At 62.3% G+C, this 20,027-nt stretch carries 20 protein-coding genes; 15 read left to right on the top strand and 5 right to left on the bottom strand.

The features are described 5' to 3' along the window. Positions 1-49: 49 nt before the first annotated feature. The 4 genes from ABYA88_RS06215 (at position 50) to ABYA88_RS06230 (ending at position 2,735) form a co-directional block, all read left to right on the top strand. Positions 50-844, top strand: a complete 795-nt coding sequence (locus ABYA88_RS06215; protein WP_373186099.1) for a ParA family protein — start codon at positions 50-52, stop codon at positions 842-844. Between the two features lie 109 nt (positions 845-953). Then, positions 954-1,748: a CheW domain-containing protein gene (locus ABYA88_RS06220; RefSeq protein WP_373186100.1), complete on the top strand. Its 795-nt coding sequence runs from the start codon at positions 954-956 to the stop codon at positions 1,746-1,748. Positions 1,749-1,842: 94 nt separating this feature from the next. After that, positions 1,843-2,322, top strand: coding sequence for a chemotaxis protein CheW (locus tag ABYA88_RS06225; protein ID WP_150278617.1), 480 nt, complete (start codon positions 1,843-1,845; stop codon positions 2,320-2,322). 5 nt (positions 2,323-2,327) lie between these two features. Then, complete coding sequence (locus ABYA88_RS06230) at positions 2,328-2,735, top strand: DUF2802 domain-containing protein (RefSeq protein WP_373186101.1); 408 nt, start codon at positions 2,328-2,330, stop codon at positions 2,733-2,735. A 6-nt stretch (positions 2,736-2,741) separates the two neighbouring features. Here ABYA88_RS06230 and ABYA88_RS06235 read toward each other — a convergent pair whose 3' ends face one another. Both ABYA88_RS06235 and ABYA88_RS06240 read right to left on the bottom strand, forming a co-directional pair. Next, positions 2,742-3,041 (bottom strand): EscU/YscU/HrcU family type III secretion system export apparatus switch protein, encoded by a 300-nt coding sequence (locus ABYA88_RS06235; protein ID WP_373186102.1) that lies wholly within the window; start codon positions 3,039-3,041, stop codon positions 2,742-2,744. Continuing rightward, entirely contained in the window at positions 3,041-4,705 is a 1,665-nt protein-coding gene (locus ABYA88_RS06240) for a flagellar hook-length control protein FliK (RefSeq protein WP_373186103.1), read from the bottom strand. The genes ABYA88_RS06235 and ABYA88_RS06240 overlap by 1 nt, the downstream gene beginning before the upstream one ends. A gap of 279 nt (positions 4,706-4,984) precedes the next feature. On the opposite strand from ABYA88_RS06240, the gene ccmA reads away from it, so the two are divergent. From ccmA to ccmI, 9 genes are read left to right on the top strand one after another with little or no spacing between them, the layout of a single operon-like run. After that, positions 4,985-5,620, top strand: a complete 636-nt coding sequence (ccmA, locus tag ABYA88_RS06245) for a cytochrome c biogenesis heme-transporting ATPase CcmA (protein ID WP_373186104.1) — start codon at positions 4,985-4,987, stop codon at positions 5,618-5,620. Further along, positions 5,620-6,291 carry a heme exporter protein CcmB gene (gene ccmB / locus ABYA88_RS06250; protein WP_373186105.1) on the top strand — a complete coding sequence of 224 codons (672 nt, stop codon included), beginning with the start codon at positions 5,620-5,622 and terminating at the stop codon, positions 6,289-6,291. Before ccmA ends, ccmB begins: the two co-directional genes overlap by 1 nt. A gap of 19 nt (positions 6,292-6,310) precedes the next feature. Continuing rightward, positions 6,311-7,051: a heme ABC transporter permease gene (locus ABYA88_RS06255; RefSeq protein WP_373186106.1), complete on the top strand. Its 741-nt coding sequence runs from the start codon at positions 6,311-6,313 to the stop codon at positions 7,049-7,051. Then, positions 7,051-7,218: a heme exporter protein CcmD gene (gene ccmD / locus ABYA88_RS06260; protein ID WP_373186107.1), complete on the top strand. Its 168-nt coding sequence runs from the start codon at positions 7,051-7,053 to the stop codon at positions 7,216-7,218. The genes ABYA88_RS06255 and ccmD overlap by 1 nt, the downstream gene beginning before the upstream one ends. Continuing rightward, a complete protein-coding gene (ccmE, locus tag ABYA88_RS06265; RefSeq protein WP_373186108.1) occupies positions 7,218-7,679 on the top strand; it encodes a cytochrome c maturation protein CcmE in 462 nt (153 codons plus the stop codon). Before ccmD ends, ccmE begins: the two co-directional genes overlap by 1 nt. A 9-nt stretch (positions 7,680-7,688) precedes the next feature. Continuing rightward, positions 7,689-9,659 (top strand): heme lyase CcmF/NrfE family subunit, encoded by a 1,971-nt coding sequence (locus tag ABYA88_RS06270; RefSeq protein WP_373186110.1) that lies wholly within the window; start codon positions 7,689-7,691, stop codon positions 9,657-9,659. Then, on the top strand, positions 9,656-10,195 hold the full coding sequence (locus ABYA88_RS06275) for a DsbE family thiol:disulfide interchange protein (RefSeq protein WP_373186111.1): 540 nt from the start codon (positions 9,656-9,658) through the stop codon (positions 10,193-10,195). Before ABYA88_RS06270 ends, ABYA88_RS06275 begins: the two co-directional genes overlap by 4 nt. Beyond that, positions 10,192-10,674: a cytochrome c-type biogenesis protein gene (locus ABYA88_RS06280; protein WP_373186112.1), complete on the top strand. Its 483-nt coding sequence runs from the start codon at positions 10,192-10,194 to the stop codon at positions 10,672-10,674. The genes ABYA88_RS06275 and ABYA88_RS06280 overlap by 4 nt, the downstream gene beginning before the upstream one ends. Beyond that, the gene (ccmI, locus tag ABYA88_RS06285; protein ID WP_373186114.1) at positions 10,667-11,878 is read left to right on the top strand and encodes a c-type cytochrome biogenesis protein CcmI; all 1,212 of its coding nucleotides are present in this window, start codon (positions 10,667-10,669) and stop codon (positions 11,876-11,878) included. Before ABYA88_RS06280 ends, ccmI begins: the two co-directional genes overlap by 8 nt. Here the strand turns inward: ccmI and ABYA88_RS06290 are convergent. Both ABYA88_RS06290 and ABYA88_RS06295 read right to left on the bottom strand, forming a co-directional pair. Further along, the gene (locus ABYA88_RS06290; RefSeq protein ID WP_373186115.1) at positions 11,875-13,341 is read right to left on the bottom strand and encodes a DASS family sodium-coupled anion symporter; all 1,467 of its coding nucleotides are present in this window, start codon (positions 13,339-13,341) and stop codon (positions 11,875-11,877) included. The two genes, ccmI and ABYA88_RS06290, sit on opposite strands and share 4 nt — an antisense overlap. A 25-nt stretch (positions 13,342-13,366) precedes the next feature. After that, on the bottom strand, positions 13,367-14,680 hold the full coding sequence (locus tag ABYA88_RS06295) for an MFS transporter (protein WP_373186116.1): 1,314 nt from the start codon (positions 14,678-14,680) through the stop codon (positions 13,367-13,369). A gap of 221 nt (positions 14,681-14,901) precedes the next feature. Here ABYA88_RS06295 and smc point away from each other — a divergent pair, with 221 nt between their 5' ends. Continuing rightward, positions 14,902-18,408 carry a chromosome segregation protein SMC gene (smc, locus tag ABYA88_RS06300; protein WP_373186117.1) on the top strand — a complete coding sequence of 1,169 codons (3,507 nt, stop codon included), beginning with the start codon at positions 14,902-14,904 and terminating at the stop codon, positions 18,406-18,408. A 94-nt stretch (positions 18,409-18,502) separates the two neighbouring features. After that, entirely contained in the window at positions 18,503-19,414 is a 912-nt protein-coding gene (gene zipA / locus ABYA88_RS06305; protein ID WP_373186118.1) for a cell division protein ZipA, read from the top strand. A gap of 95 nt (positions 19,415-19,509) precedes the next feature. Here the strand turns inward: zipA and ABYA88_RS06310 are convergent, their stop codons facing one another. Then, positions 19,510-19,956 (bottom strand): transposase, encoded by a 447-nt coding sequence (locus tag ABYA88_RS06310; RefSeq protein ID WP_373186119.1) that lies wholly within the window; start codon positions 19,954-19,956, stop codon positions 19,510-19,512. Between the last annotated feature and the right edge of the window lie 71 nt (positions 19,957-20,027).

Consider the following 20,027-nt stretch of genomic DNA (forward strand, 5'->3'; position numbering starts at 1 on the left):
GGTTCATCGTGATGCGCTGCGCGCGTCAATCCGTTGTCGGAGGAAGGGCATGAAAGTCTGGGCTGTATCCAATCAGAAGGGCGGCGTGGGTAAGACCACCACGGTGGTAGCCCTGGCCGGTTTGCTGGCCGATCAGGGACAGCGTGTGCTCGTGGTCGACCTGGACCCGCACGGCTCGATGACCAGTTACTTCGGTCACGATCCCGATAGCCTGACCAGCAGTGTCTTCAATCTGTTCCAGCACAAGGGGCAGGTCCCGGAGGGCCTGGCTGCGGCGTTGCTGCTGGATACGTCCCACGAAAACATCAAACTGATGCCCTCCAGCACCTCACTGGCCACGCTCGAGCGCCAGTCCGCGATGCAGGGCGGCTATGGCCTGGTGCTGTCCCGAGCGCTGACCCAGTTGTGGGACGACTACCAGTTCGTGCTGATCGACAGCCCGCCGCTGCTGGGGGTGTCGATGATCAATGCGCTGGCAGCCTGCGAGCAGCTGGTGATTCCGGTACAGACCGAATTTCTCGCACTCAAGGGGCTCGAGCGCATGGTCCATACGCTTGAGATGGTCAACCGTTCACGCAAGCAGGCGTTGCCATTTACCATCGTCCCCACGTTGTTCGATCGGCGGACCCAGGCTTCCCTGAGCACCCTGCGCTCGCTGCGTCACGATTACGCCGACCATTTGTGGCAGGCCTATATTCCGATCGATACCAAATTACGTGATGCCAGTCTCGCTGGGCTGGTGCCCTCGCGCCTGGACAACTCGGCCCGCGGGGTGCTGGCCTACCGGGCCCTGCTGCGTTACCTCTTGGCGCAGTCGTTGCCGCGCCGCAACAAGGTGGCCTGATGCTACGCCCGTTGCAATTGGCACTAATGCTCGGCCACCGCTGGCCGATACAAAGACACAGCGCTGCCTTGCCGGGCAAGCCAAGCCTATGCAACATGACAAGCAATCTATGAATAAACCCTTACCCGTCGAGCAATACATTCCGCAGCAGACAATCCAGAGTTATCTGGACGCCCTGCTGCAGGAAGCGTCCAGCGATCTGCTGCTGGCCGAGCCGATGCCGTCCGGCACGTTGGAGGCCGCAGAGGCTGCGGAGGTCGAGGTGCCTGCGGTTGAATTCCCACCGCCAGCGCCTGTGGTAAGCGAAAAGAACAGGGTCGCGGAGCGGATGCTCGAGCGCCGCAGTAGCCCGGTGCCAGAGGTTGCTCTGGTGGCCGCTCCTGAGCCAGCTCTGGCCGAGCCCGTGGCAGAGACTCAGCCGGCCTGGCGTGCGCAGGAGTTCGAGGCGCTGCTGTTTGATGTTGGCGGCTTGACCCTGGCGGTGCCATTGGTATCTCTGGGCACTATCCACGCCCTGGAAGCAGAGATCACGCCGTTGTTTGGCCAGCCTGACTGGTTCCTCGGCATACTGCCGACTGCCGGGGGCAACCTCAAGGTGCTGGATACCGCGCGCTGGGTAATGCCCGAGCGCTACAGTGATGCGTTGCAGGAGGGGCTGCGTTTTGTCATCTCGGTTCAGGGCCACGACTGGGGGCTGGCAGTGCATGACGTCAGCCGTTCGATCAAGCTGCGGCCGGATCAGGTCAAGTGGCGCTCGCAGCAGGGCAAGCGGCCTTGGCTGGCGGGCACCGTGATCGACCACATGTGCGCGCTGGTGGATGTTTCCGCGCTGGCCGGGATGATAGCCACAGGGCAGGGCCAGCACGAACAGCGCAAGGGCAACCCGGGCGGCGCATTGGCATAGCGCCGCCATGGAGTATGATGGACGCAACTTAGCAAACCAGCGTTCCGCTGCCGTGCAGCGGGATTGGCTTATATGAAGATCGGGAACCGAGATAATGCAAAATAACACCGCACAGGGCGCTGAAGATCCTATTCTGCAATGGGTTACCTTCCGCCTGGATAACGAAAGCTACGGCATCAACGTGATGCAGGTGCAGGAAGTCCTGCGCCACACCGAGATCGCTCCGGTTCCCGGTGCGCCATCCTATGTGCTTGGTATCATCAACCTGCGCGGCAACGTGGTGACGGTGATCGACACCCGCCAGCGCTTCGGCCTGACGCCAGCGCCGATCACGGATAACACCCGGATCGTGATCATCGAAGCCGACAAGCAGGTGGTCGGCATTCTTGTCGACAGCGTTGCTGAAGTGGTTTATCTGCGCCAGTCGGAGATCGAGACGGCGCCCAACGTGGGTACCGATGAGTCGGCCAAATTCATCCAGGGCGTATGCAACAAGAACAACGAGTTGCTCATCCTGGTCGATCTGGAAAAGATGATGACCGAAGACGAGTGGGCCGAGCTGCAGGGATTCTGAACGGCATGATCGATACCGCCGCCCTGTTGATGCTGTTCGTGGGACTGGGCCTTGGGGCGCTGGTGGCTGCGCTGGTGGCATTGTACCTGGCCAACCGCAAGGTGGCGCGCCAGGTCAAGGCGCTCGAGGAGCGACAGGCTCAGCGTCTGCAGCAGCTAAAGAGCGAGGTGAGTACTTTTCAGCAGGGCAATATCCGCATGGGCGAGGAGCTGGTCACGTTGCGCGAGCAGTTCAAACGGATGGAAGGCAAGCAGCTGCGAATCGAACAGCACGATCCCCAGTCATTGCCCTACAATCAGGCTGCGCGTCTGGTCAGCCTCGGCGCCAGTGTCGAAGATCTCACCCAATCCTGCGGACTGTCCAAGGCTGAAGCCGAGCTGGTTGCCAAGTTGCACGCCGCGCGCAAGCCCTGATCTGGTTTACTCCGTACCGTCCTGATCCTGTTCCGGCGGCACGAATCCCTCGGGCGCCTTGCCCTTCAGATACCAGGCGAAAGCAATGATTTCCGCTATGGTGCGATACAGCGCCTCGGGAATCTGATCCCCCAGTTCCAGGCGTGCCAGTACCTTCGCCAGTTCCGCATTTTCATAGATAGGCACTTCATACTCCATTGCCAGCTGGATAATCTGCTCCGCCAGATCACCCTCACCCTTGGCTGTCAGAGTGGGTGCCTGGTCACCGTCATAGACCAGCGCGATGGCTTCGCGATTGCTGCTCATCATGTCACCTCGTCGATCCAGCGTTGCTGTAATGCCTGGTTGGGCTGTGGTGGGGTGCCCTGGTGGCAACTGATCTCACCTACCTCCAGGCCCTTGGCGAGCAGGCGGTCGCGCAGCAATGTCAGCTCGCCGTTGAGCAGCGACAGGGTGTGCGGTTGCTCGGCCCAGAACTGGGTGTTTACCCGGCCCTTGTACAGCTTGGCAATCGCCTGCAGCGAGCCCAGATGATCAAGCGTGAACGCCAGACGTACTTCCCAGAATGGCGTCTGCTCGGCGGATTTCCTGGTTGTCGCCTCGTCATCGCGCTGGATACGCACCTGCACATGGTTGAACTGCTGACCGTCACGCAGGGGGATTTCCAGTTGCCAGGTGGTCTGGGTACTGCCATCGCTGAAGGTTTGTGACTGGCCAAGACTCTGCAGCTGGTGGTGCTGGATGCGCGAGAGCAGGGCTGCGGTCATTCTCAGTAGTGACCCCAGATCGGGCGTTTCGGCAAGCGCCTGCATGGCTCTGGACGGCAGCGGAAAGCCACTGGGAGGAGGACCCATGCCTTGCGCCCAGGGCCCGGGCGGCAGGGTCAGTGCTTTCAATGCGGTGGGCGGGACCTGTTGCTGGACGTTGACCAGCAAGTTGATCAGGGCAGCCTTCAGGTCTGCGCCGGGCAGTGGCGGGGCGCCCGGCGTTACCGGCAATGCCGCGAGTGCCGAGAGCAGTTTTGCCAGTGCTGGCTGCGGCAACGGTGCGCTGCCGGCGGGCGCGGCGGTGCCATCGGCCCGGGCGCCGGCTGGCGCCTGCCCGCCCTTGAGCAGATTGGCAAGCTGGGTCAGGTTGGGTTCCAGAAACAGTCCGCTGCGCTGTACTGCCTGTTCGACGCCCTTGGACGTCATCAGTTGCGCGGGGGTTGCTACCTGCTGCAGCACCTGGCGTACCGCGTTCTGGACCTGGGCGGCCAGCTTGTCGCCCGCCGTAGCTCCCGGCAACGCTGTGCCGGCGGTGCTTCCGGCCGATTGCGCAGGGTTGGCTGGTGCGGTCTGACTAGTTGTCGCGCTGGCCAGTTGCTGAAGGCGGTTCAGCAGGGGCTCGACCGAGCCCTGGCGCTGCAGGGTTTCGCGCAGTCCCTGGGAGAGCACCTGTTGCAAGACCTGACGGCCCGGATCGGGAACCCGCAGCTCGCCTTGGGCGCCCACACGTGCGGTCAGCAGGCTACCGGGCTCCAATGGCTTGTTGGTGGTCAGGCTCAGGTTCATGCCACTGTTGGCTCCCTGCAGAACCTTTGCCAACACGGCAAACCGGGCCTGATCCACCTGTTGCTGGCTGATAACCCGTGCCTGTACCGTGGTGCCCGGTGGGAACTGACCTGGATCAAGCCGGGTGAGGGTGGCAGCAGGCCCCGTTGCGGGCTTGTCGCCTGGTTGCAGGATGGCCATCAGTTGCGTCTGGCTGACCGCCTGAATCAGGGCCTGGGTACCGTTGGCAATCGCTCGCGGGCTGGTTGCGGATATCTCGGCCCGCGGTGCGGTCGGGTTGGTCTGCTGCTGTGCCAGGCGCAACACGAGATTGAACTGCCCGCCCTGCGGCGTGCTACTTACCACTTCGGCGCGGCTGGTCTGGCCCGGTGGCAACAGCAGTGCGTCAATCGGACGCAGCAGCTTCAGGGCCACCACGGAGGGGTCCTGAGGTTTGGCTGCAGGGCCCGGCGCTACTGGCGCGGAAAGGGTTGGCGGTAAGCGAAAATCGGATGCCATGGGGTCACATATTGATGTAAATCATGGGCCCTGTCAGGGGGGCTGTATGTATAATGGCCTTGCACTGCGAGAGCTGCGCCTGCGTGTTCTGCGGGGCTCGATCCCCGATCGTCGTGCCGGCTTCAGTGAGTATAGCGGCCTGAGGCCGACAAACATGAATACTGTGCGGCGATATGCGCCAGCCAGTGCGGAGAACCGGTGAAATCACAGCCTATCGACATTCGGCAATTGGCCTGCGAACGTGATCAGCGCGAACTGTTCGATGACCTGTCGCTGCGTCTTGAGCCGGGTGATGTGCTGCAGGTAGCCGGACCCAACGGGTCGGGCAAGACCAGCTTGCTGCGCATATTGGCCGGTTTGCTCCCGGCTGCGGCGGGTGACGTGCTTTATGGCGATGCCTCGGTCTTTAGCGGCATCGGTCGTGATGCCTGGCGTCAGAGTCGGCTGTATATAGGTCACGCACCGGCGGTAAAGGGCGCGCTGACCGCAGAGGAAAACCTTAGCTGGCTCTGCGCCCTGAGCCAGCCGGTGTCCCGTGAGCTGATCTGGCAGGCGTTGCAGATGGTCGGCCTGCATGGCTTCGAGGATGTGCCCTGCGATCATCTCTCGGCCGGCCAGCAACGACGCGTGGCGCTGGCCCGGCTGTATCTGGAAGCTCACCCGGTGTGGATTCTCGACGAACCCTTTACTGCAATCGACCGCAGCGGTGTGGCCACGCTCGAGGCCCACGTGCTGGCCCACGCCGCCAAGGGCGGCATCGTGGTACTGACCACACATCACAGTCTCGAACATCTTTCCGGCCTGCGCTGCCTGGATCTGGGACAGGCCGCCTGATGCTGCAGATTGTCTGGTTGCTGTTTACCCGCGAGTGGCGCCTGGCCTGGCGCCGGCCCGGTCAGTTGCTCAATCCGCTGGTGTTTTTCGCCATCGTGATCAGCCTGTTTCCGCTGGCTGTTGGGCCGGAGCCGGGCATGTTGCGTACCATGGCGCCCGGGGTGATCTGGGTGGCGGCGTTGCTCGCCACGCTGTTGTCCCTGGACGGGCTGTTTCGCAGCGATTACGAAGACGGATCACTGGAGCAGTGGGTGCTGTCACCCCATCCGCTGGCGTTGATGGTGCTGGTCAAGGTGCTGCATCACTGGATGGTGTGCGGACTGGCACTGGTGGTGTTGTCGCCGCTGTTCGGCCTGATGCTGTCGCTGCCAGTTAAAGTGTTACCGGTGCTGGCGCTCAGCCTGCTGCTCGGCACGCCGGTGCTGAGTCTGCTGGGCGCGGTAGGCGCGGCGCTGACCGTCGGGTTGAAAAGTGGCGGTGTACTGCTGGCCCTGTTGATCCTTCCCCTGTACATTCCGGTGCTGATTCTGGGTACCGGCGCTGTGGAAGCGGCGGTGCAGGGCCTGCCGGTAACCGGCTATGCGCTATGGCTGGGCTGCCTGGCGGTACTCTCGCTGAGTCTCGCGCCGGTGGCGATCGCCGCAGGGCTGCGTATCGGGGTTAGCGAATGATTTGCGGAGAGAACATGCGATGAACTGGAGTTTCTTCCACAAGCTGGGTTCGCCCAAGTGGTTCTACGACATCAGCGGTCGCTGGCTGCCGTGGTTCGCGGTCGCCAGCGCGCTGCTGATCGGCGTGGGGACCATCTGGGGTCTGTTCTTTGCACCGCAGGACTATCAGCAGGGCAACAGCTTCCGGATTATCTACATTCACGTGCCAGCGGCCTTTGTGGCCCAGTCCTGCTACGTGATGCTCGCGGCCGCCGGTATCGTCACCCTGGTCTGGCGCATGAAACTGGCCGATGTCGCGCTGCGCTGCGCTGCGCCCATCGGCGCCTGGATGACCTTTATTGCACTGGTCACCGGGGCGATCTGGGGCAAGCCGACCTGGGGTACCTATTGGGTCTGGGATGCGCGTCTGACCTCGATGCTGATTCTGCTGTTCCTGTATTTCGGCATCATCGCCCTGAGCCAGGCGATCAGCAACCGCGATACCTCGGCCAAGGCAACCGCGGTGCTGGCGATCGTCGGCCTGGTCAATATCCCGATCATCAAGTATTCGGTGGACTGGTGGAATACCCTGCACCAGCCCGCCACTTTCAAGATTACCGAGAAGCCGGCGATGCCGGTGGAAATGTGGTTGCCGCTATTGCTGATGGTGCTGGGTTTCTACGCCCTGTTCACTGTCAGTCTGTTGATGCGTATGCGCCTGGAAGTCCTGCGCCGTGAGCACAAGACCCGCTGGGTACGCGATGCCCTGGAGAAAGCCTGATGAATAGTCTGCCCGAATTGTTCGCCATGGATGGCCACGGACCCTATGTCTGGTCCGCCTATGCGATCACGTTCGCGGTACTGGCGCTGAATGTGGTCCAGCCCTGGCTGGCCCGACGGCGTCTGGTCAGCGTCGAGGCGCGCCGCCGGCGCCGGGAGGTCGCGTAATGCACCCGCAACGCAGAAAGCGCCTGATCCTGATCGTGATGGTAGTGCTGGGCGTTGGCGTTGCCGTGGGCCTGGCATTGAGCGCGCTGCAGCAGAATATCAACCTGTTCTATACCCCGAGCCAGATCGCCGCCGGCGAAGCGCCGACTGATGCGCGTATCCGCGCCGGCGGGATGGTCGTGGACGGCAGCGTCAAGCGCTCGCCGGACAGCCTGGATACCCAGTTTGCGGTCAGTGACGGGGCCCAGCAAATACTGATCTCCTACAGTGGCATTCTGCCGGACCTGTTCCGCGAAGGGCAGGGCATTGTTGCACTGGGCCGGATCAACCAGGATCGCATGCTGATCGCCGATGAAGTCCTGGCCAAGCATGACGAGGAGTACATGCCACCGGAGGTGGCGCAGGCGATGGAAAAGGTCAATCAGATGAAACGGGATGCCGATGCGGCATCCGGTTATTGAGGAGACAAGATGATTCCCGAGCTTGGCCAGTTAGCCCTGATCATCGCGCTGGTACTGGCGCTGTTGCAGGCAACGGTACCGCTGTATGGCGCATGGCGCGGTGACACCCTGGCGATGGGCTTTGCCCAGCCGGCGGCCATCGCCCAGTGTCTGTTCGTACTTTTTGCGTTCCTGTGCCTGGTACAGGCTTTTGTCGCCAACGATTTCAGCGTGACCTACGTCGCGCTGAACTCCAACAGCGCCTTGCCCTGGTACTACCGGGTCAGCGCAGTGTGGGGCGGCCACGAGGGTTCATTGCTGCTCTGGGCCCTGATCCTGTCAGCCTGGACCTTCGCTGTGGCAATCTTTTCCCGTGATCTGCCGCCGGAGATGCTCAGCCGCGTGTTGGCGGTGATGGGCATGATCGCGGTGGGCTTCCTGCTGTTCATGCTGATGACCTCCAACCCGTTCGACCGTCAGTTGCCATTCCATCCGGCCGACGGCAACGACCTCAATCCGTTGCTCCAGGACTTTGGCCTGATCGTCCATCCGCCGATGCTCTATATGGGCTATGTGGGTTTCTCGGTAGCCTTTGCCTTCGCCATCGCCGCCTTGCTCGGGGGCCGGCTGGATGCCGCTTGGGCGCGCTGGTCGCGACCGTGGACCATCATTGCCTGGGCTTTCCTGACCCTGGGTATCGCCCTGGGCTCCTGGTGGGCCTATTACGAGCTTGGCTGGGGCGGCTGGTGGTTCTGGGATCCGGTGGAAAACGCGTCCTTCATGCCCTGGCTGGTGGGTACCGCGCTGATCCACTCGCTGGCGGTGACCGAAAAGCGGGGCGTATTCAAGAGCTGGACGGTGTTGCTGGCGATCGCTACCTTCTCGTTGAGCCTGCTGGGTACCTTCCTTGTGCGCTCCGGCGTGCTCACTTCGGTGCACGCGTTCGCCACCGACCCGGAGCGCGGCGTATTCATCCTCGGCTTCCTGTTGCTGGTAACCGGCGGCTCGCTGGTGCTCTATGCGTTGCGCGCGCCGGTGGTCAAGAGTCAGATCGGCTTTGCGCTCTGGTCGCGGGAAACCTTCCTGCTGATCAATAACGTGATCCTGGTGGTCGCGGCGCTGATGATTCTGCTCGGCACCCTTTATCCGCTGGCGCTGGATGCGATCAGTGGCACCCTGGTGTCGGTCGGCCCGCCGTACTTCAATGCACTGTTCATCCCCTTGATGGCGCTGCTGCTGGCAGCAATGGGGGTGGGCATGGTCAGTCGCTGGAAGGACACGCCCACGCGCTGGCTGTTCAGTCAGCTCAAGTGGGTCCTGCTGTTCTCGGCGCTGGGTGCCATTGCGCTGGCGGTCTGGATTGGCGAGCACCACCTGGCCGTTGGCAGCATGTTGCTGCTGGTTTTCTGGGTGGTGGGTGTCAGCCTGCGCGACGTTTTCCACAAGACCCGCAACAAGGGGCTGCCCCGTGGCCTGGCAGCATTGCCGCGGAGCTACTGGGGTATGACGCTGGCCCACATAGGTATGGCGGTTTGTGCGGTCGGGGTCGTTGGCGCCAGCCTGTTCGACAACCAGCGTGACCTGCGCATGGCCCCTGGCGACCAGGTAGAACTCGGCGGTTACCGGTTTGTATTCGAAGGCACCGAGCATTATGAAGGCTCCAACTGGCAGGCCGACCGCGCCACCATGGTGGTCTTCCGCGATGACCGGCAAATAGCCGTGCTGCGGCCGGACAAGCGTCTGTATACCGTGAAGAACCAGGTCATGACCGAAGCGGCAATCGATGCCGGCTTCACTCGCGACCTGTTCGTGGCGATGGGCGAACCGCTGGAAGGTGACGCCTGGGCGATGCGCGTACACATCAAGCCCTTCGTACGCTGGATCTGGCTGGGCGCGCTGTTCATGACATTCGGCGGCCTGCTTGCGGCCACCGATAAACGCTACCGGTTGCGTGCCCGTGAACCCAGGGTGGCGGCGCCGGCCAGGGAGGTAAACCTATGAGACGCGCACTGCTGCTATTGCCACTGGCGCTGTTCCTGCTGATGCTCGGCTTCCTGTTCCGCGGGCTGTATCTGGACAACGACGATCTGCCCTCGGTGCTGGTCGGCAAGCGCTTTCCCGCGTTCACGCTGCCTTCGGTGGAGGCCGGTGAACCGCCGATTACCGAACAGGATCTGCTCGGTCGGCCCTCGCTGGTCAATGTCTGGGCGACCTGGTGCGTGGCCTGCCGGGTCGAGCATCCGGTGCTGAACAAGCTGGCTGCCGATGGCGTGGTCATCCATGGCGTCAACTACAAGGACGACACCGAGGCTGCGCGCAAATGGTTGCGCGACCTGCATGACCCTTACGAGCTGAACATCAGCGATCCCGAGGGTCTGCTGGGCTTGGATCTGGGCGTATATGGCGCGCCGGAAACATTCTTCGTCGATGCCGATGGCGTGATCCGCTACAAGTTCATCGGCGTGATCGACGAGCGCATCTGGGAAGAGGATCTGGCCGCGCGCTATCAGGCCCTGGTCGAGGAAGCGCAGCCATGATCCGTGTGCCCGCTTTAATGGTCCTGTTTGCCTTGTTGCTGGCAAGCTTCGGCGCGCTGGCAATCGACACCTACGAGTTCGATAGCGAGGAGCAGCGTGAGCGCTTCTACTACCTGAGCACCGAGCTGCGCTGTCCGAAATGCCAGAACCAGAACATCGCCGATTCCAACGCGCCGATTGCCACCGACCTGCGCCGGGAAATCTACCGCATGCTGCAGGAAGACCGCAGCAATGAAGAGATCATCGATTTCATGGTCGCGCGCTATGGCGAGTTCGTGCGCTATCGGCCGGCGCTGACCGCAGAAACCGCCGTGCTCTGGTTCGCCCCGGCGGTGTTTCTGATTGTCGGCCTGCTGGTGCTGGTAGTTATGCTGCGGCGCCGACAGAAGGCGTTCAAGGCCGGTGGTGCCGAGCACCTCAGCTCCGAAGATCAGCAACGACTGAAGACCCTGCTGGAGAACAAAGACCGCAATGATTGATTTCTGGTTAGCAAGTATCGTGCTGGTCGTATTGGGGATGCTGGCCATCCTCTGGCCGCTCTGGCGTCGTCATCAGCACGCAACTGTCGATCGCACCGCGCTGAACATCGCGCTCTACGAGGAACGTATCCGGGAGCTGGACGCACAGGTGGCATCCGGCGAAATAAGCCCGGCCCAGCGCGATGCCACGCTGGAAGAGGCCAGCCGGCTGCTGCTGGCCGACACCGATCTGCCCGAACGCACCCAGCGTCGGCGCGGCGCGCCCTGGCTCCTGATCGGCTCTGCCGGTGTGCTGCCGGTAGTCGTCGCGGCGCTGTACCTGGCCTGGGGTAACCCGGGCGGTCTCGCGCTGTCCCGCGAGATGGCAGAAGGCGGCCAGCCGGAAAGCCTGGAACAGATGGTCTCGCGCATGGAGCGCATCACCCGGGTGCAGCCTGAAAGCGGTGAGGCCTGGTACATGCTTGGCCGCGCCTACCTGTCCGATCAGCGTCCGGCAGAGGCAGCGCAGGCCTTCGGGGAAAGTCTCGAGCGTCTCGGGGAGCGCCCTGAAGTGCTGGCCCAGCTGGCCCAGGCACGCTTCTTTGCCAGTGGCAACCAGCTCGACAGCGCTGCGGTAGCGGCTCTGGACAAGGCGCTTGAGCTCGATCCCAATGAGCCCACGGCACTGGGGCTGCTGGGTATAGCGGCGTTCGAAAGCGGCGACTATCCCGGCGCCATCAGTTTCTGGGAACGGCTGCTGGCCGTTACGCCGCCGCAAAGCGCCGGTGCAGAGGCCATCCGCGGCGGTATAGAGCGTGCCCGCGAGCGCCTGAGCGTTGCCGATGCGCCGGGCGCCAATGTGCAGGCTGAGGAGCCGAGCGATAACGCGGTGATCCGCGTGCGTCTGGAGCTGGCGGAGGCGATCGCAGAGGAAGTCGGCCCTGAAGCTGTGATCTTCGTGTTTGCCCGCGATCCTGAGGGCCCGCCGATGCCACTGGTTGCCCGGCGCCTGCAGGTGGATGATCTGCCGGCAGAGCTGGTGCTCAGCTCGTCCGATGCAATGTTGCCCGATGTGCGGATCAACGAGGGCCAGACCCTTCAGCTCAACGCCAGGCTGTCACCTACCGGCGATGTGATGCAGGGTACCCATGAGGGGCGTATCGACGCAGTCACCGTGGGTGATGCGGATCAGGTCACGCTGGTGATTGATCAGGCGGTGCGTTAGAGGCCGCTGAAGATCCAGCCCACCAGAACGTAACCGGCGAAGGTAACAACCACGATGCCGAGCAGATTGAGCGCAAAACCGGCACGGATCATGTCGCCAATCTGCAAATGCCCGCTGCCAAACACAATTGCATTGGGCGGAGTGGCCACCGGCATCATGAATGCGCAGCTCGCCGCAATCGCCGCCGGTACGGTAAAGAGCACCGGCGACAGTTCCTGAGCCATTGCCAGTGCGCCGAGCAGAGGCAGGAACGCCGCCGCCGTAGCGGTGTTGCTGGTCACCTCGGTCAAAAAAATGATTACGGTCACTACCAGCGCCACCATCAGCAGCGCCGGCAGCATGCTCAGCACCCCCAGACTTTCGGCAATCCAGGTGGCCAGCCCCGAGCTGCTGATCGCGCCGGCGAGGGCAAGCCCGCCGCCGAACAGCAGCAGCACACCCCAGGGCATCCCCTGGGCAGTGTCCCAGTCCATCAGAAAAGTCCTTGAGCGCAGGTCCACTGGTATCAGAAACATCGTGACGGCGGCACTGATTGCGATCACCGTGTCATTCAGCCAAGGGAGTAGCTCGGCCGAGAGCAGAGGCTGGAATATCCAGGCCGTGGCGGTCAGGACAAACACTGTCGCTACCAGCTTTTCGGCGCGGGTCATTGAACCCAGCGCATGCAGCTGATCACGCACGCCATCGGCATTGCGCGCTGCGTCATGGCCCAGCCCGAAATTCCTGCGCGTGAGCCAGAACCAGATCGCAATCAGCATGCAAAGCGAGACCGGCACGCCAATCAGCATCCACTGCGCGAAACCGATGGTGATGTCCTGGTTCTGCGCCAGATAGGCCGCAAGCAGTGCATTAGGGGGTGTCCCGATCAGCGTCGCAATACCGCCAACACTGGCGGCATAGGCGATTGCGAGCAGCAGCGCTGTGGCGAAACGGCGGACAGCTGCCGGCTCCTGACGGGTCATCATGCTCACGACCGAGAGGCCAATCGGCAGCATCATGATCGTGGTTGCGGTATTGCTTACCCACATACTCAAAAACGCGGTCGCCAGCATGAAACCGGCAATCTGGCGCTTCGGCTGACCACCCACCGCGAGCAGGGTGAGCAGTGCGATGCGTTTGTGCAGGTTCCAGCGCTGCATCGCCAGTCCGAGCACAAAGCCGCCCATGAACAGGAATATGATCGGGTTGGCATAGGCTGCTGTCGCGGCAGCTGCTGTATCCAGCCCCAGTGCGGGTATCAGGACGATAGGCAGGAGTGCCGTGGCGGGTATCGCTATGGCTTCGGTCGACCACCAGGTGGCCATCAACAGCAGCATCCCGGATGCCAGCCAGGCTTCGCCGCTCATGCCGCCCGGAGCAGGTAGCAACACAGTGACAAGGAGTAGCAGCGGGCCGAGGAGAAGGCCCACAACCCGGATTATAGGCAGGCCCTGGACGGTTTTGTCCGGTGCTGGTACAGACATTGAAAGCCCCAGTGATCTGAATGACTCACGATTGAACCTCTTGCAGCCTCAAGGATAGCAGGGCACCGCAAAATCCCAGGCCCGAGAGCAGAAGCAGCATGCCGCCCGGGCCGATAAGGGCCGTCAACAAGCCCAGAAAGCCGGCACTCAACAGCAACAGGCCGATGATGCTGTTGCTCACTGCGACGTAGTCGGTGCGCTTGTTGCCCCCCGCCATGTCCAACACATAGGTCTTGCGCCCGACCCGCACACCGCTGTGGGCAATACCCAGCACAAAGAAGGCGACCGGGAACAGCCACATGTGCAGGTTTTCCGGCAGAACATTCCACCAGTGCAGACCGACGACGATCGGCGCCAGCAGGCTGGCCAGCAGGCCTGCGCGCGTCAGCACCTGGCGGCTCGAAAGGTCCGCCATGCGCCCCCAGAACATCGCGCTGAGGCTGTTGGCCAGACCGTTGGCAACCAGGAAAGCCCCAAGCATGCTCAGCGAGGCCTCTACCTCCTGGCCCAGCACTACGTAATAGGGCGCGGAGAGTGCCGAGCAGAGCAGCAGTGCGCGGGTGATTACGAAGCGACGAAAGGGCGCATCGTCGCGCAGCAGTCCGATTCGGCTGATCGCCTCGCGGATTGCGCTGCCGCCGCCTTCGGTCGCGCCGGGGGCTTCCTCGACCTGATGGTAGAGGATCGCAGCCCCGACCCAGAGCATCGCCGAGCCCACCAGCAGCAGCGCATAGAACAGGACATCGCCATCGGCGGGTGGGCGCAGCATCATGTAGCTACCAAAGGCCAGTGCCAACAGGCCGGATACTGTGGTCGCCATGCCATGCATGCGGCCACGGCGGGTTTTTGGAATGGTCTTGCCCACGATGTCCTTGATTGCGACCGAGCAGACGCTGCGTGCCAGGCTGAACAGCGTCAGACAGCCGAGTATCAGCAGTCCTGCCAGCAGGCCCTCGGTCAGCCAGGCAGCGGCGCCCATCGCCAGCAGTGCGATAGCCTGCACCAGGCTGCCGACAACCCACAGGGGCTTGCGTCTGGCCTGCGCCCTTATATAGGTGGCAATGAACAGTTGCGGCAGCATCGAACCGGAATCACGGATCGGCACAAGCCAGGCCACCATCGCCGCTGGCGCACCGACAATACCGAGCAGCCAGGCCAGCGTCGTCTTCGGGTTGGTCAGGGTGTCGCCGAGCCCGGTGAGTACGATCGCCGCCACCTGGCGAAAGAAATTGGCAGGTACATTGCTGCACGCCGAGTCGGGAATGTCCTTGCACACCCGCGTATCCTCTTCCTCTACCAGCTTGTCGTAGAGCTGGTCCATATCCGTTTTCAGCGCCATGGTTTAACCCGTTTTAAACGTATGATCGGGTAATTTTGCAGTACCGACAGATACTTGGCCACCTCCGCGCGCGGTCAGACTTCCGCCCGGGTAACAGGGTATTTCCAGTGCAGGGCTTCTCATGCGGGCCCATTGCAGGTAAAAATGCGGGTTTAACCGGCGTAGACAACCGAGGCGGCGACGGCCGCGCGGCTCGGGTGTAGCTTTTCACAGGCGACCGAATGCGACTCAAGTGCATCAAGTTGGCGGGTTTCAAATCCTTTGTGGACCCGACCACCGTTTTCTTCCCGACCAATATGGGCGCCGTGGTCGGGCCGAATGGCTGTGGCAAATCCAATATCATCGATGCGGTGCGCTGGGTGATGGGCGAAAGCTCGGCGAAGAACCTGCGCGGTGAATCGATGAGCGACGTCATCTTCAACGGCTCCAACAGCCGCAAGCCGGTTGGTCAGGCGTCCATCGAGCTGATCTTCGACAACAGCGACGGTACGCTCAAGGGCGAATACGCTGGCTACAACGAAATTTCCATTCGCCGCCGCGTCACCCGTGAGGCGCAGAACCAGTATTACCTCAATGGCACCAAGTGCCGCCGCCGCGATATCACCGACATCTTCCTCGGCACCGGCCTGGGCCCGCGCAGCTATTCGATCATCGAGCAGGGCATGATCTCCAAGCTGATTGAGGCCAAGCCGGACGAGTTGCGGCTGTTCATCGAGGAAGCCGCCGGCATCTCCAAATACAAGGAGCGTCGCCGCGAGACCGAGAACCGTATCCGCCGCACCCACGACAATCTGGCGCGTCTGACTGACCTGCGCGAGGAGCTGGAGCGGCAGCTCGCGCATCTGCAGCGCCAGGCCCAGTCAGCCGAGAAATACAAGGAATACAAGGCCGAAGAGCGTCAGTTGAAAGCACAGCTGCAGGCGCTGCGCTGGCAGGCGCTGGATGCCCAGACCGCCGAACGTGAGCAGCGCGTACGCGAACTCGAGGTAGCCATGGAGGCGCTGATTGCCGAGCAGCGCAACGCAGACAGCGAAATCGAGAAACAGCGCGACCAGCATGCCGACCTGACGGAAACCTTCAACCAGGTGCAGGCCCGCTACTACAGCGTCGGCGCCGATATCAGCCGCATCGAGCAGGTGCTGCAGTTCAACCGTGATCGCCAGCGTCAGCTGCACGACGATATCGACGAAACCGAGCTGGCCTGGCAGGAGGCGCAGAGCCATCTGGGTCAGGATCAGGCACTGCTTGCCGACCTGCAGAACGAGCTGGCGGAAGTCGAACCCGAGCTGGAAATGGCCAGCGCGGCAGACGAAGACACCGCCGAGCAGTTGCTCACCGCCGAAGAGGCCATGCAGTCCTGGCAGGGCGCCTGGGACCAGTTCAACCAGCAGGCCGCCGCCCCGCGCCAGCAGGCAGAAGTGGAGCAGTCGCGCATCCGCCACCTGGAGCAGGCAATTGAGCGTCTCAGTGAGCGGATCCAGCGTCTTGAAGATGAGCGCAGTGGTCTGACGTCCGGCCCTCTGGACGAAGAACTGGCCGAGCTGACCGAACAGCTGGCGGAGATGGAGCTGCGCAGCGAAACCGAACAGCAACAGCTGACCGATATCAGCGATAACCTGCAGCACGAACGTGAAACACTGCATGCGCTGCATCAGGAACGGGATATCCGCCGCGGCGAGATCCAGCGCCGGAGCGGTCGCCTGGCCTCGCTCGAGGCGTTGCAACAGGCGGCGCTCGATCAGGGACAGGGTGTGCAGGAGTGGTTGCGCGAGCAGGGGCTGCAGGATCTGCCGCAATTGGCCGGACAACTGCAGGTCGACAGTGGTTGGGAGCTGGCGGTGGAGACCGTGCTGGCCGACGACCTGCAGGCGGTCAGCATGGACAGCCTCGACAGCATGGCCGATAGCCTCGCCGGGTTCGATCAGGGCAGTGTGCGGCTGATCGAGAGCCGGCAACGCAGCGATGAATCAACCGCGGCAGCGGGTGACTCGCTGCTGGGCAAGGTGCGATGCGCCATCGATCTGGGCCCCTGGCTGGCCACCATCCAGACCGCAGACAGCCTCGAGCAGGCGTTGGCAGCGCGCGGTACGCTCGCCGACCACCAGTCGATTATTACCCCGGAGGGGCACTGGCTGGGACCCAACTGGTTGCGCTATCAGCGCGGTGAAGAGAGTCAGTCCGGCGTCCTCGCCCGCCAGCAGGAAATAGATAGTCTGCTGGTGAATGTCGAGGAGCAGGAACAGCGGCTCGAACAGGACAACCTGCGGGTCGACGAGTTGCGCGAGCGCATTCGCCTGCTCGAGCAGCAGCGCGACGGTCTGCAGCAGGGCCTGGCCAGTCAGAGCCGCGAGCAGGGCGATCTCAAGGCCCAGTGGTCGGCTCGCCAGGTCCGCCTGGAGCAGGTCAATGCCCGCCGCCAGCGCATTACCGATGACCTCGAAGACATACGCGCCCAACGCACCGAAGAGCAGGAACAGATCGGCGAAGCGCGAATGACCCTGCAAGCTGCGCTGGATCATATGGCCGCCGATGCCGGCCAGCGCGAAGAGCTGCTGCGCCAGCGTGATCAGGTGCGCGAAAACCTGGATCAGGCGCGCCAGCACGCCCGCCAGCACAAGGATCGGCTGCATCAGCTGGAACTGCGCGTGCAATCGGTGCGCGCCCAGCATGACTCCACCAGCCAGGGTCTGGAACGTCTTGGCGTTCAGGTCGAGCGTCTGGCCGAACGGCGCGAACAACTGCGCATGACCCTGGAAGAAAGCCAGGCACCCGGGGATGACCAGCGCATCGAGCTGGAGAGTCTGCTTGAACAGCGGGTGCAGGTGGAGCAGGAGCTGGGCAATGCGCGCCAGGCGCTGGAAAGCGTAGATCAGCAGATGCGCGATCAGGACCGCCGCCGCGTCCAGGCCGAACAGCAGGCCCAGGTGCTGCGCGCGCAACTGGATGAGCAGCGTTTGGTCGCCCGTGACCTGCAGACGCGCAGGCAGGGCCTGCAGGAACAATTGCTCGAAGCAGGATATGACCTTAAGGCGGTACTTGCGCTGCTGCCCGAGGACGCCACTGAAGCGGCCTGGGAACAGCAGCTGGCGCAACTCGACGCACGGATCCAGCGCCTGGGCGCGATCAACCTGGCCGCGATCGACGAATATCAGCAGCAGTCAGAGCGCAAGCGCTATCTGGACGCACAGAATGCGGACCTGGATGAGGCGCTCAATACCCTCGAACAGGTGATCCGCAAGATCGACCGCGAAACCCGCAGCCGCTTCAAGGAGACCTTCGACAAGGTCAATCATGGGCTGCAGTCGCTGTTTCCCAAGGTGTTCGGTGGCGGGCATGCCTACCTGGAACTCACTGGCGACGATCTGCTGGATACCGGCGTGACCATCATGGCCCGACCACCGGGCAAGAAGAACAGCACCATCCATCTGTTGTCCGGCGGCGAAAAAGCCCTGACCGCGATTGCCCTGGTGTTTTCCATCTTCCAGCTCAACCCCGCGCCGTTCTGCATGCTCGACGAGGTGGATGCGCCGCTGGATGACGCCAACGTCGGGCGTTATGCACGATTAGTTAAAGAGATGTCTAAGCGGGTGCAATTCATTTACATTACGCATAACAAGATAGCGATGGAAATGGCCGATCAGCTGCTCGGGGTAACGATGCATGAACCCGGATGTTCTCGGCTTGTCACAGTGGATGTGGAAGAGGCAGCCGCTCTGGCGGCGCTATAAAGTTGCTGGCGGGCATGCTAGTGTCCACGGCTAATATGTGGCCAGCCAAACGGCGGGCTCCAGTTCAGAATTTGTAGACAGGATCAGGATATTCATGGATTTCGGTTTGCGTGAGTGGCTTATCATTATCGGCCTTCTGGTGATCGCAGTTATTCTGTTTGATGGCTGGCGGCGCATGGGCGGCCGTTCGCGGATCCGCTTCAAGCTGGAGCGCAACCTGCCAGATGTGCCGGAAGACGAAAGCAGCAACGAGCTGCTTGGCCCGCCGCGGGTGATCGGCAAACACGAACGTGAAGAACCGTCGCTTGGCGACGACGCGCCGATAATCCCCGAAGAAGACGAAATCCGCGAACCCCATGGCAAGCGCCACCCCGAACAGGTAGGTCTCGACCTGGAAGAGCCGGTACCGGTGTTGCTTGATCCTGTTGGCGGTAACAGCCCCACGAATGGCCGCCCCACGGATGGCCGCCCCACGGATAAAGATAAGCAGGCGCGCAAGAACGGCGCTCGTACCGAGAAAAAATCAGCCAGCGCCGAGCCGGCCGCAGCCACACCACCGAAGGAACCCGCACCCGTTCAGGAAGTGCTGGTGATCAACGTCATTGCGCGGGATGAAGAGGGCTTTGCAGGCTCTGCCCTGCATCAGAGCATTCTGGAAAGCGGGCTGCGCCACGGCGATATGAACATCTTCCACCGCCATGAAAGCATGAGCGGCAACGGCGACGTGCTCTTCTCCATGGCCAACGCCCTCAAGCCAGGTGTATTCGATCTGGATGAAATGGACAGCACCCGCGTGCGCGCCGTAAGCTTCTTCATGGGCCTGCCCGGCCCGCGCCACCCCAAGCAGGCCCTCGACCTGATGATCGCCGCCGCCCGCAAACTGGCCCACGAGCTGGGAGGCGATCTCAAGGACGAACAACGCAGCGTCCTCACTGCCCAGACTATTGAGCATTACCGCCTCAGAATCGCCGAGTTCGAGCGCAAGCATTACGCGCTGAGGCGCTGAGCTCCGGTTGAAATCTCTTCGCCGCGGGACCGCGGCTCCTACCGATAAGTCGCGGCTACATCCCGGTAGGAGTGGCGGCCCGGCCTCGAAGGTCTTCATAACCACACTGCATCCCAGTGGGAATAATCTCCGATACTCTCACTTAGCCCCGCCCGCAAGGGATTAACGATGATATGGCGAGCCATCCTTCTCAGATCATCTTCATGCTGCAACGCATGATCATGAAAGCCTGGTTGCCATGTCAGTTTATCGATCTGCCGAGAAGATACGGACTTCACTCGGCCCATCAACGCGTCCAGACGATCTTCCTTTAGCTGCACGAGCCAATGCAGGTGATCCGGCATCACAACGAAGGCGTGACTGTCGACCCTGTCCATACGGTGCTGGTGGGCGAGGATACGGATCAACGTGCGGGCTGCATAAAGATCGGCAAAAACAGGGGCACGGTGTCGCGTTACGCTGGTTAGCAGATAACACCGGCCTGGCTCGGAAATCCTGCCAAGTTGCAGTTGGTGGGTTCCTGTCTGGGGTTGTGGTGGCATGATCATCATCCTTGATGTGTGTGAACAGACCCTAGCGGGAAAAGGGGCCAGCGCTGAAGTGTGGGGAGCGG

The sequence above is a fragment of the Halopseudomonas sp. genome (assembly GCF_041579695.1).
GTDB lineage: Bacteria > Pseudomonadota > Gammaproteobacteria > Pseudomonadales > Pseudomonadaceae > Halopseudomonas.

Excerpts from the sequence above, each read along its gene's own strand:
- ABYA88_RS06215 (WP_373186099.1), top strand. The coding sequence starts at position 50 with ATGAAAGTCTGGGCTGTATCCAATCAGAAGGGCGGCGTGGGTAAGACC.
- ABYA88_RS06220 (WP_373186100.1), top strand. The coding sequence starts at position 954 with ATGAATAAACCCTTACCCGTCGAGCAATACATTCCGCAGCAGACAATC.
- ABYA88_RS06225 (WP_150278617.1), top strand. The coding sequence starts at position 1,843 with ATGCAAAATAACACCGCACAGGGCGCTGAAGATCCTATTCTGCAATGG.
- ABYA88_RS06230 (WP_373186101.1), top strand. The coding sequence starts at position 2,328 with ATGATCGATACCGCCGCCCTGTTGATGCTGTTCGTGGGACTGGGCCTT.
- ABYA88_RS06235 (WP_373186102.1), bottom strand. The coding sequence starts at position 3,041 with ATGAGCAGCAATCGCGAAGCCATCGCGCTGGTCTATGACGGTGACCAG.
- ccmB (WP_373186105.1), top strand. The coding sequence starts at position 5,620 with ATGCTGCAGATTGTCTGGTTGCTGTTTACCCGCGAGTGGCGCCTGGCC.
- ABYA88_RS06255 (WP_373186106.1), top strand. The coding sequence starts at position 6,311 with ATGAACTGGAGTTTCTTCCACAAGCTGGGTTCGCCCAAGTGGTTCTAC.
- ccmD (WP_373186107.1), top strand. The coding sequence starts at position 7,051 with ATGAATAGTCTGCCCGAATTGTTCGCCATGGATGGCCACGGACCCTAT.
- ccmE (WP_373186108.1), top strand. The coding sequence starts at position 7,218 with ATGCACCCGCAACGCAGAAAGCGCCTGATCCTGATCGTGATGGTAGTG.
- ABYA88_RS06270 (WP_373186110.1), top strand. The coding sequence starts at position 7,689 with ATGATTCCCGAGCTTGGCCAGTTAGCCCTGATCATCGCGCTGGTACTG.
- ABYA88_RS06275 (WP_373186111.1), top strand. The coding sequence starts at position 9,656 with ATGAGACGCGCACTGCTGCTATTGCCACTGGCGCTGTTCCTGCTGATG.
- ABYA88_RS06280 (WP_373186112.1), top strand. The coding sequence starts at position 10,192 with ATGATCCGTGTGCCCGCTTTAATGGTCCTGTTTGCCTTGTTGCTGGCA.
- ccmI (WP_373186114.1), top strand. The coding sequence starts at position 10,667 with ATGATTGATTTCTGGTTAGCAAGTATCGTGCTGGTCGTATTGGGGATG.
- ABYA88_RS06290 (WP_373186115.1), bottom strand. The coding sequence starts at position 13,341 with ATGTCTGTACCAGCACCGGACAAAACCGTCCAGGGCCTGCCTATAATC.
- ABYA88_RS06295 (WP_373186116.1), bottom strand. The coding sequence starts at position 14,680 with ATGGCGCTGAAAACGGATATGGACCAGCTCTACGACAAGCTGGTAGAG.
- smc (WP_373186117.1), top strand. The coding sequence starts at position 14,902 with ATGCGACTCAAGTGCATCAAGTTGGCGGGTTTCAAATCCTTTGTGGAC.
- zipA (WP_373186118.1), top strand. The coding sequence starts at position 18,503 with ATGGATTTCGGTTTGCGTGAGTGGCTTATCATTATCGGCCTTCTGGTG.
- ABYA88_RS06310 (WP_373186119.1), bottom strand. The coding sequence starts at position 19,956 with ATGCCACCACAACCCCAGACAGGAACCCACCAACTGCAACTTGGCAGG.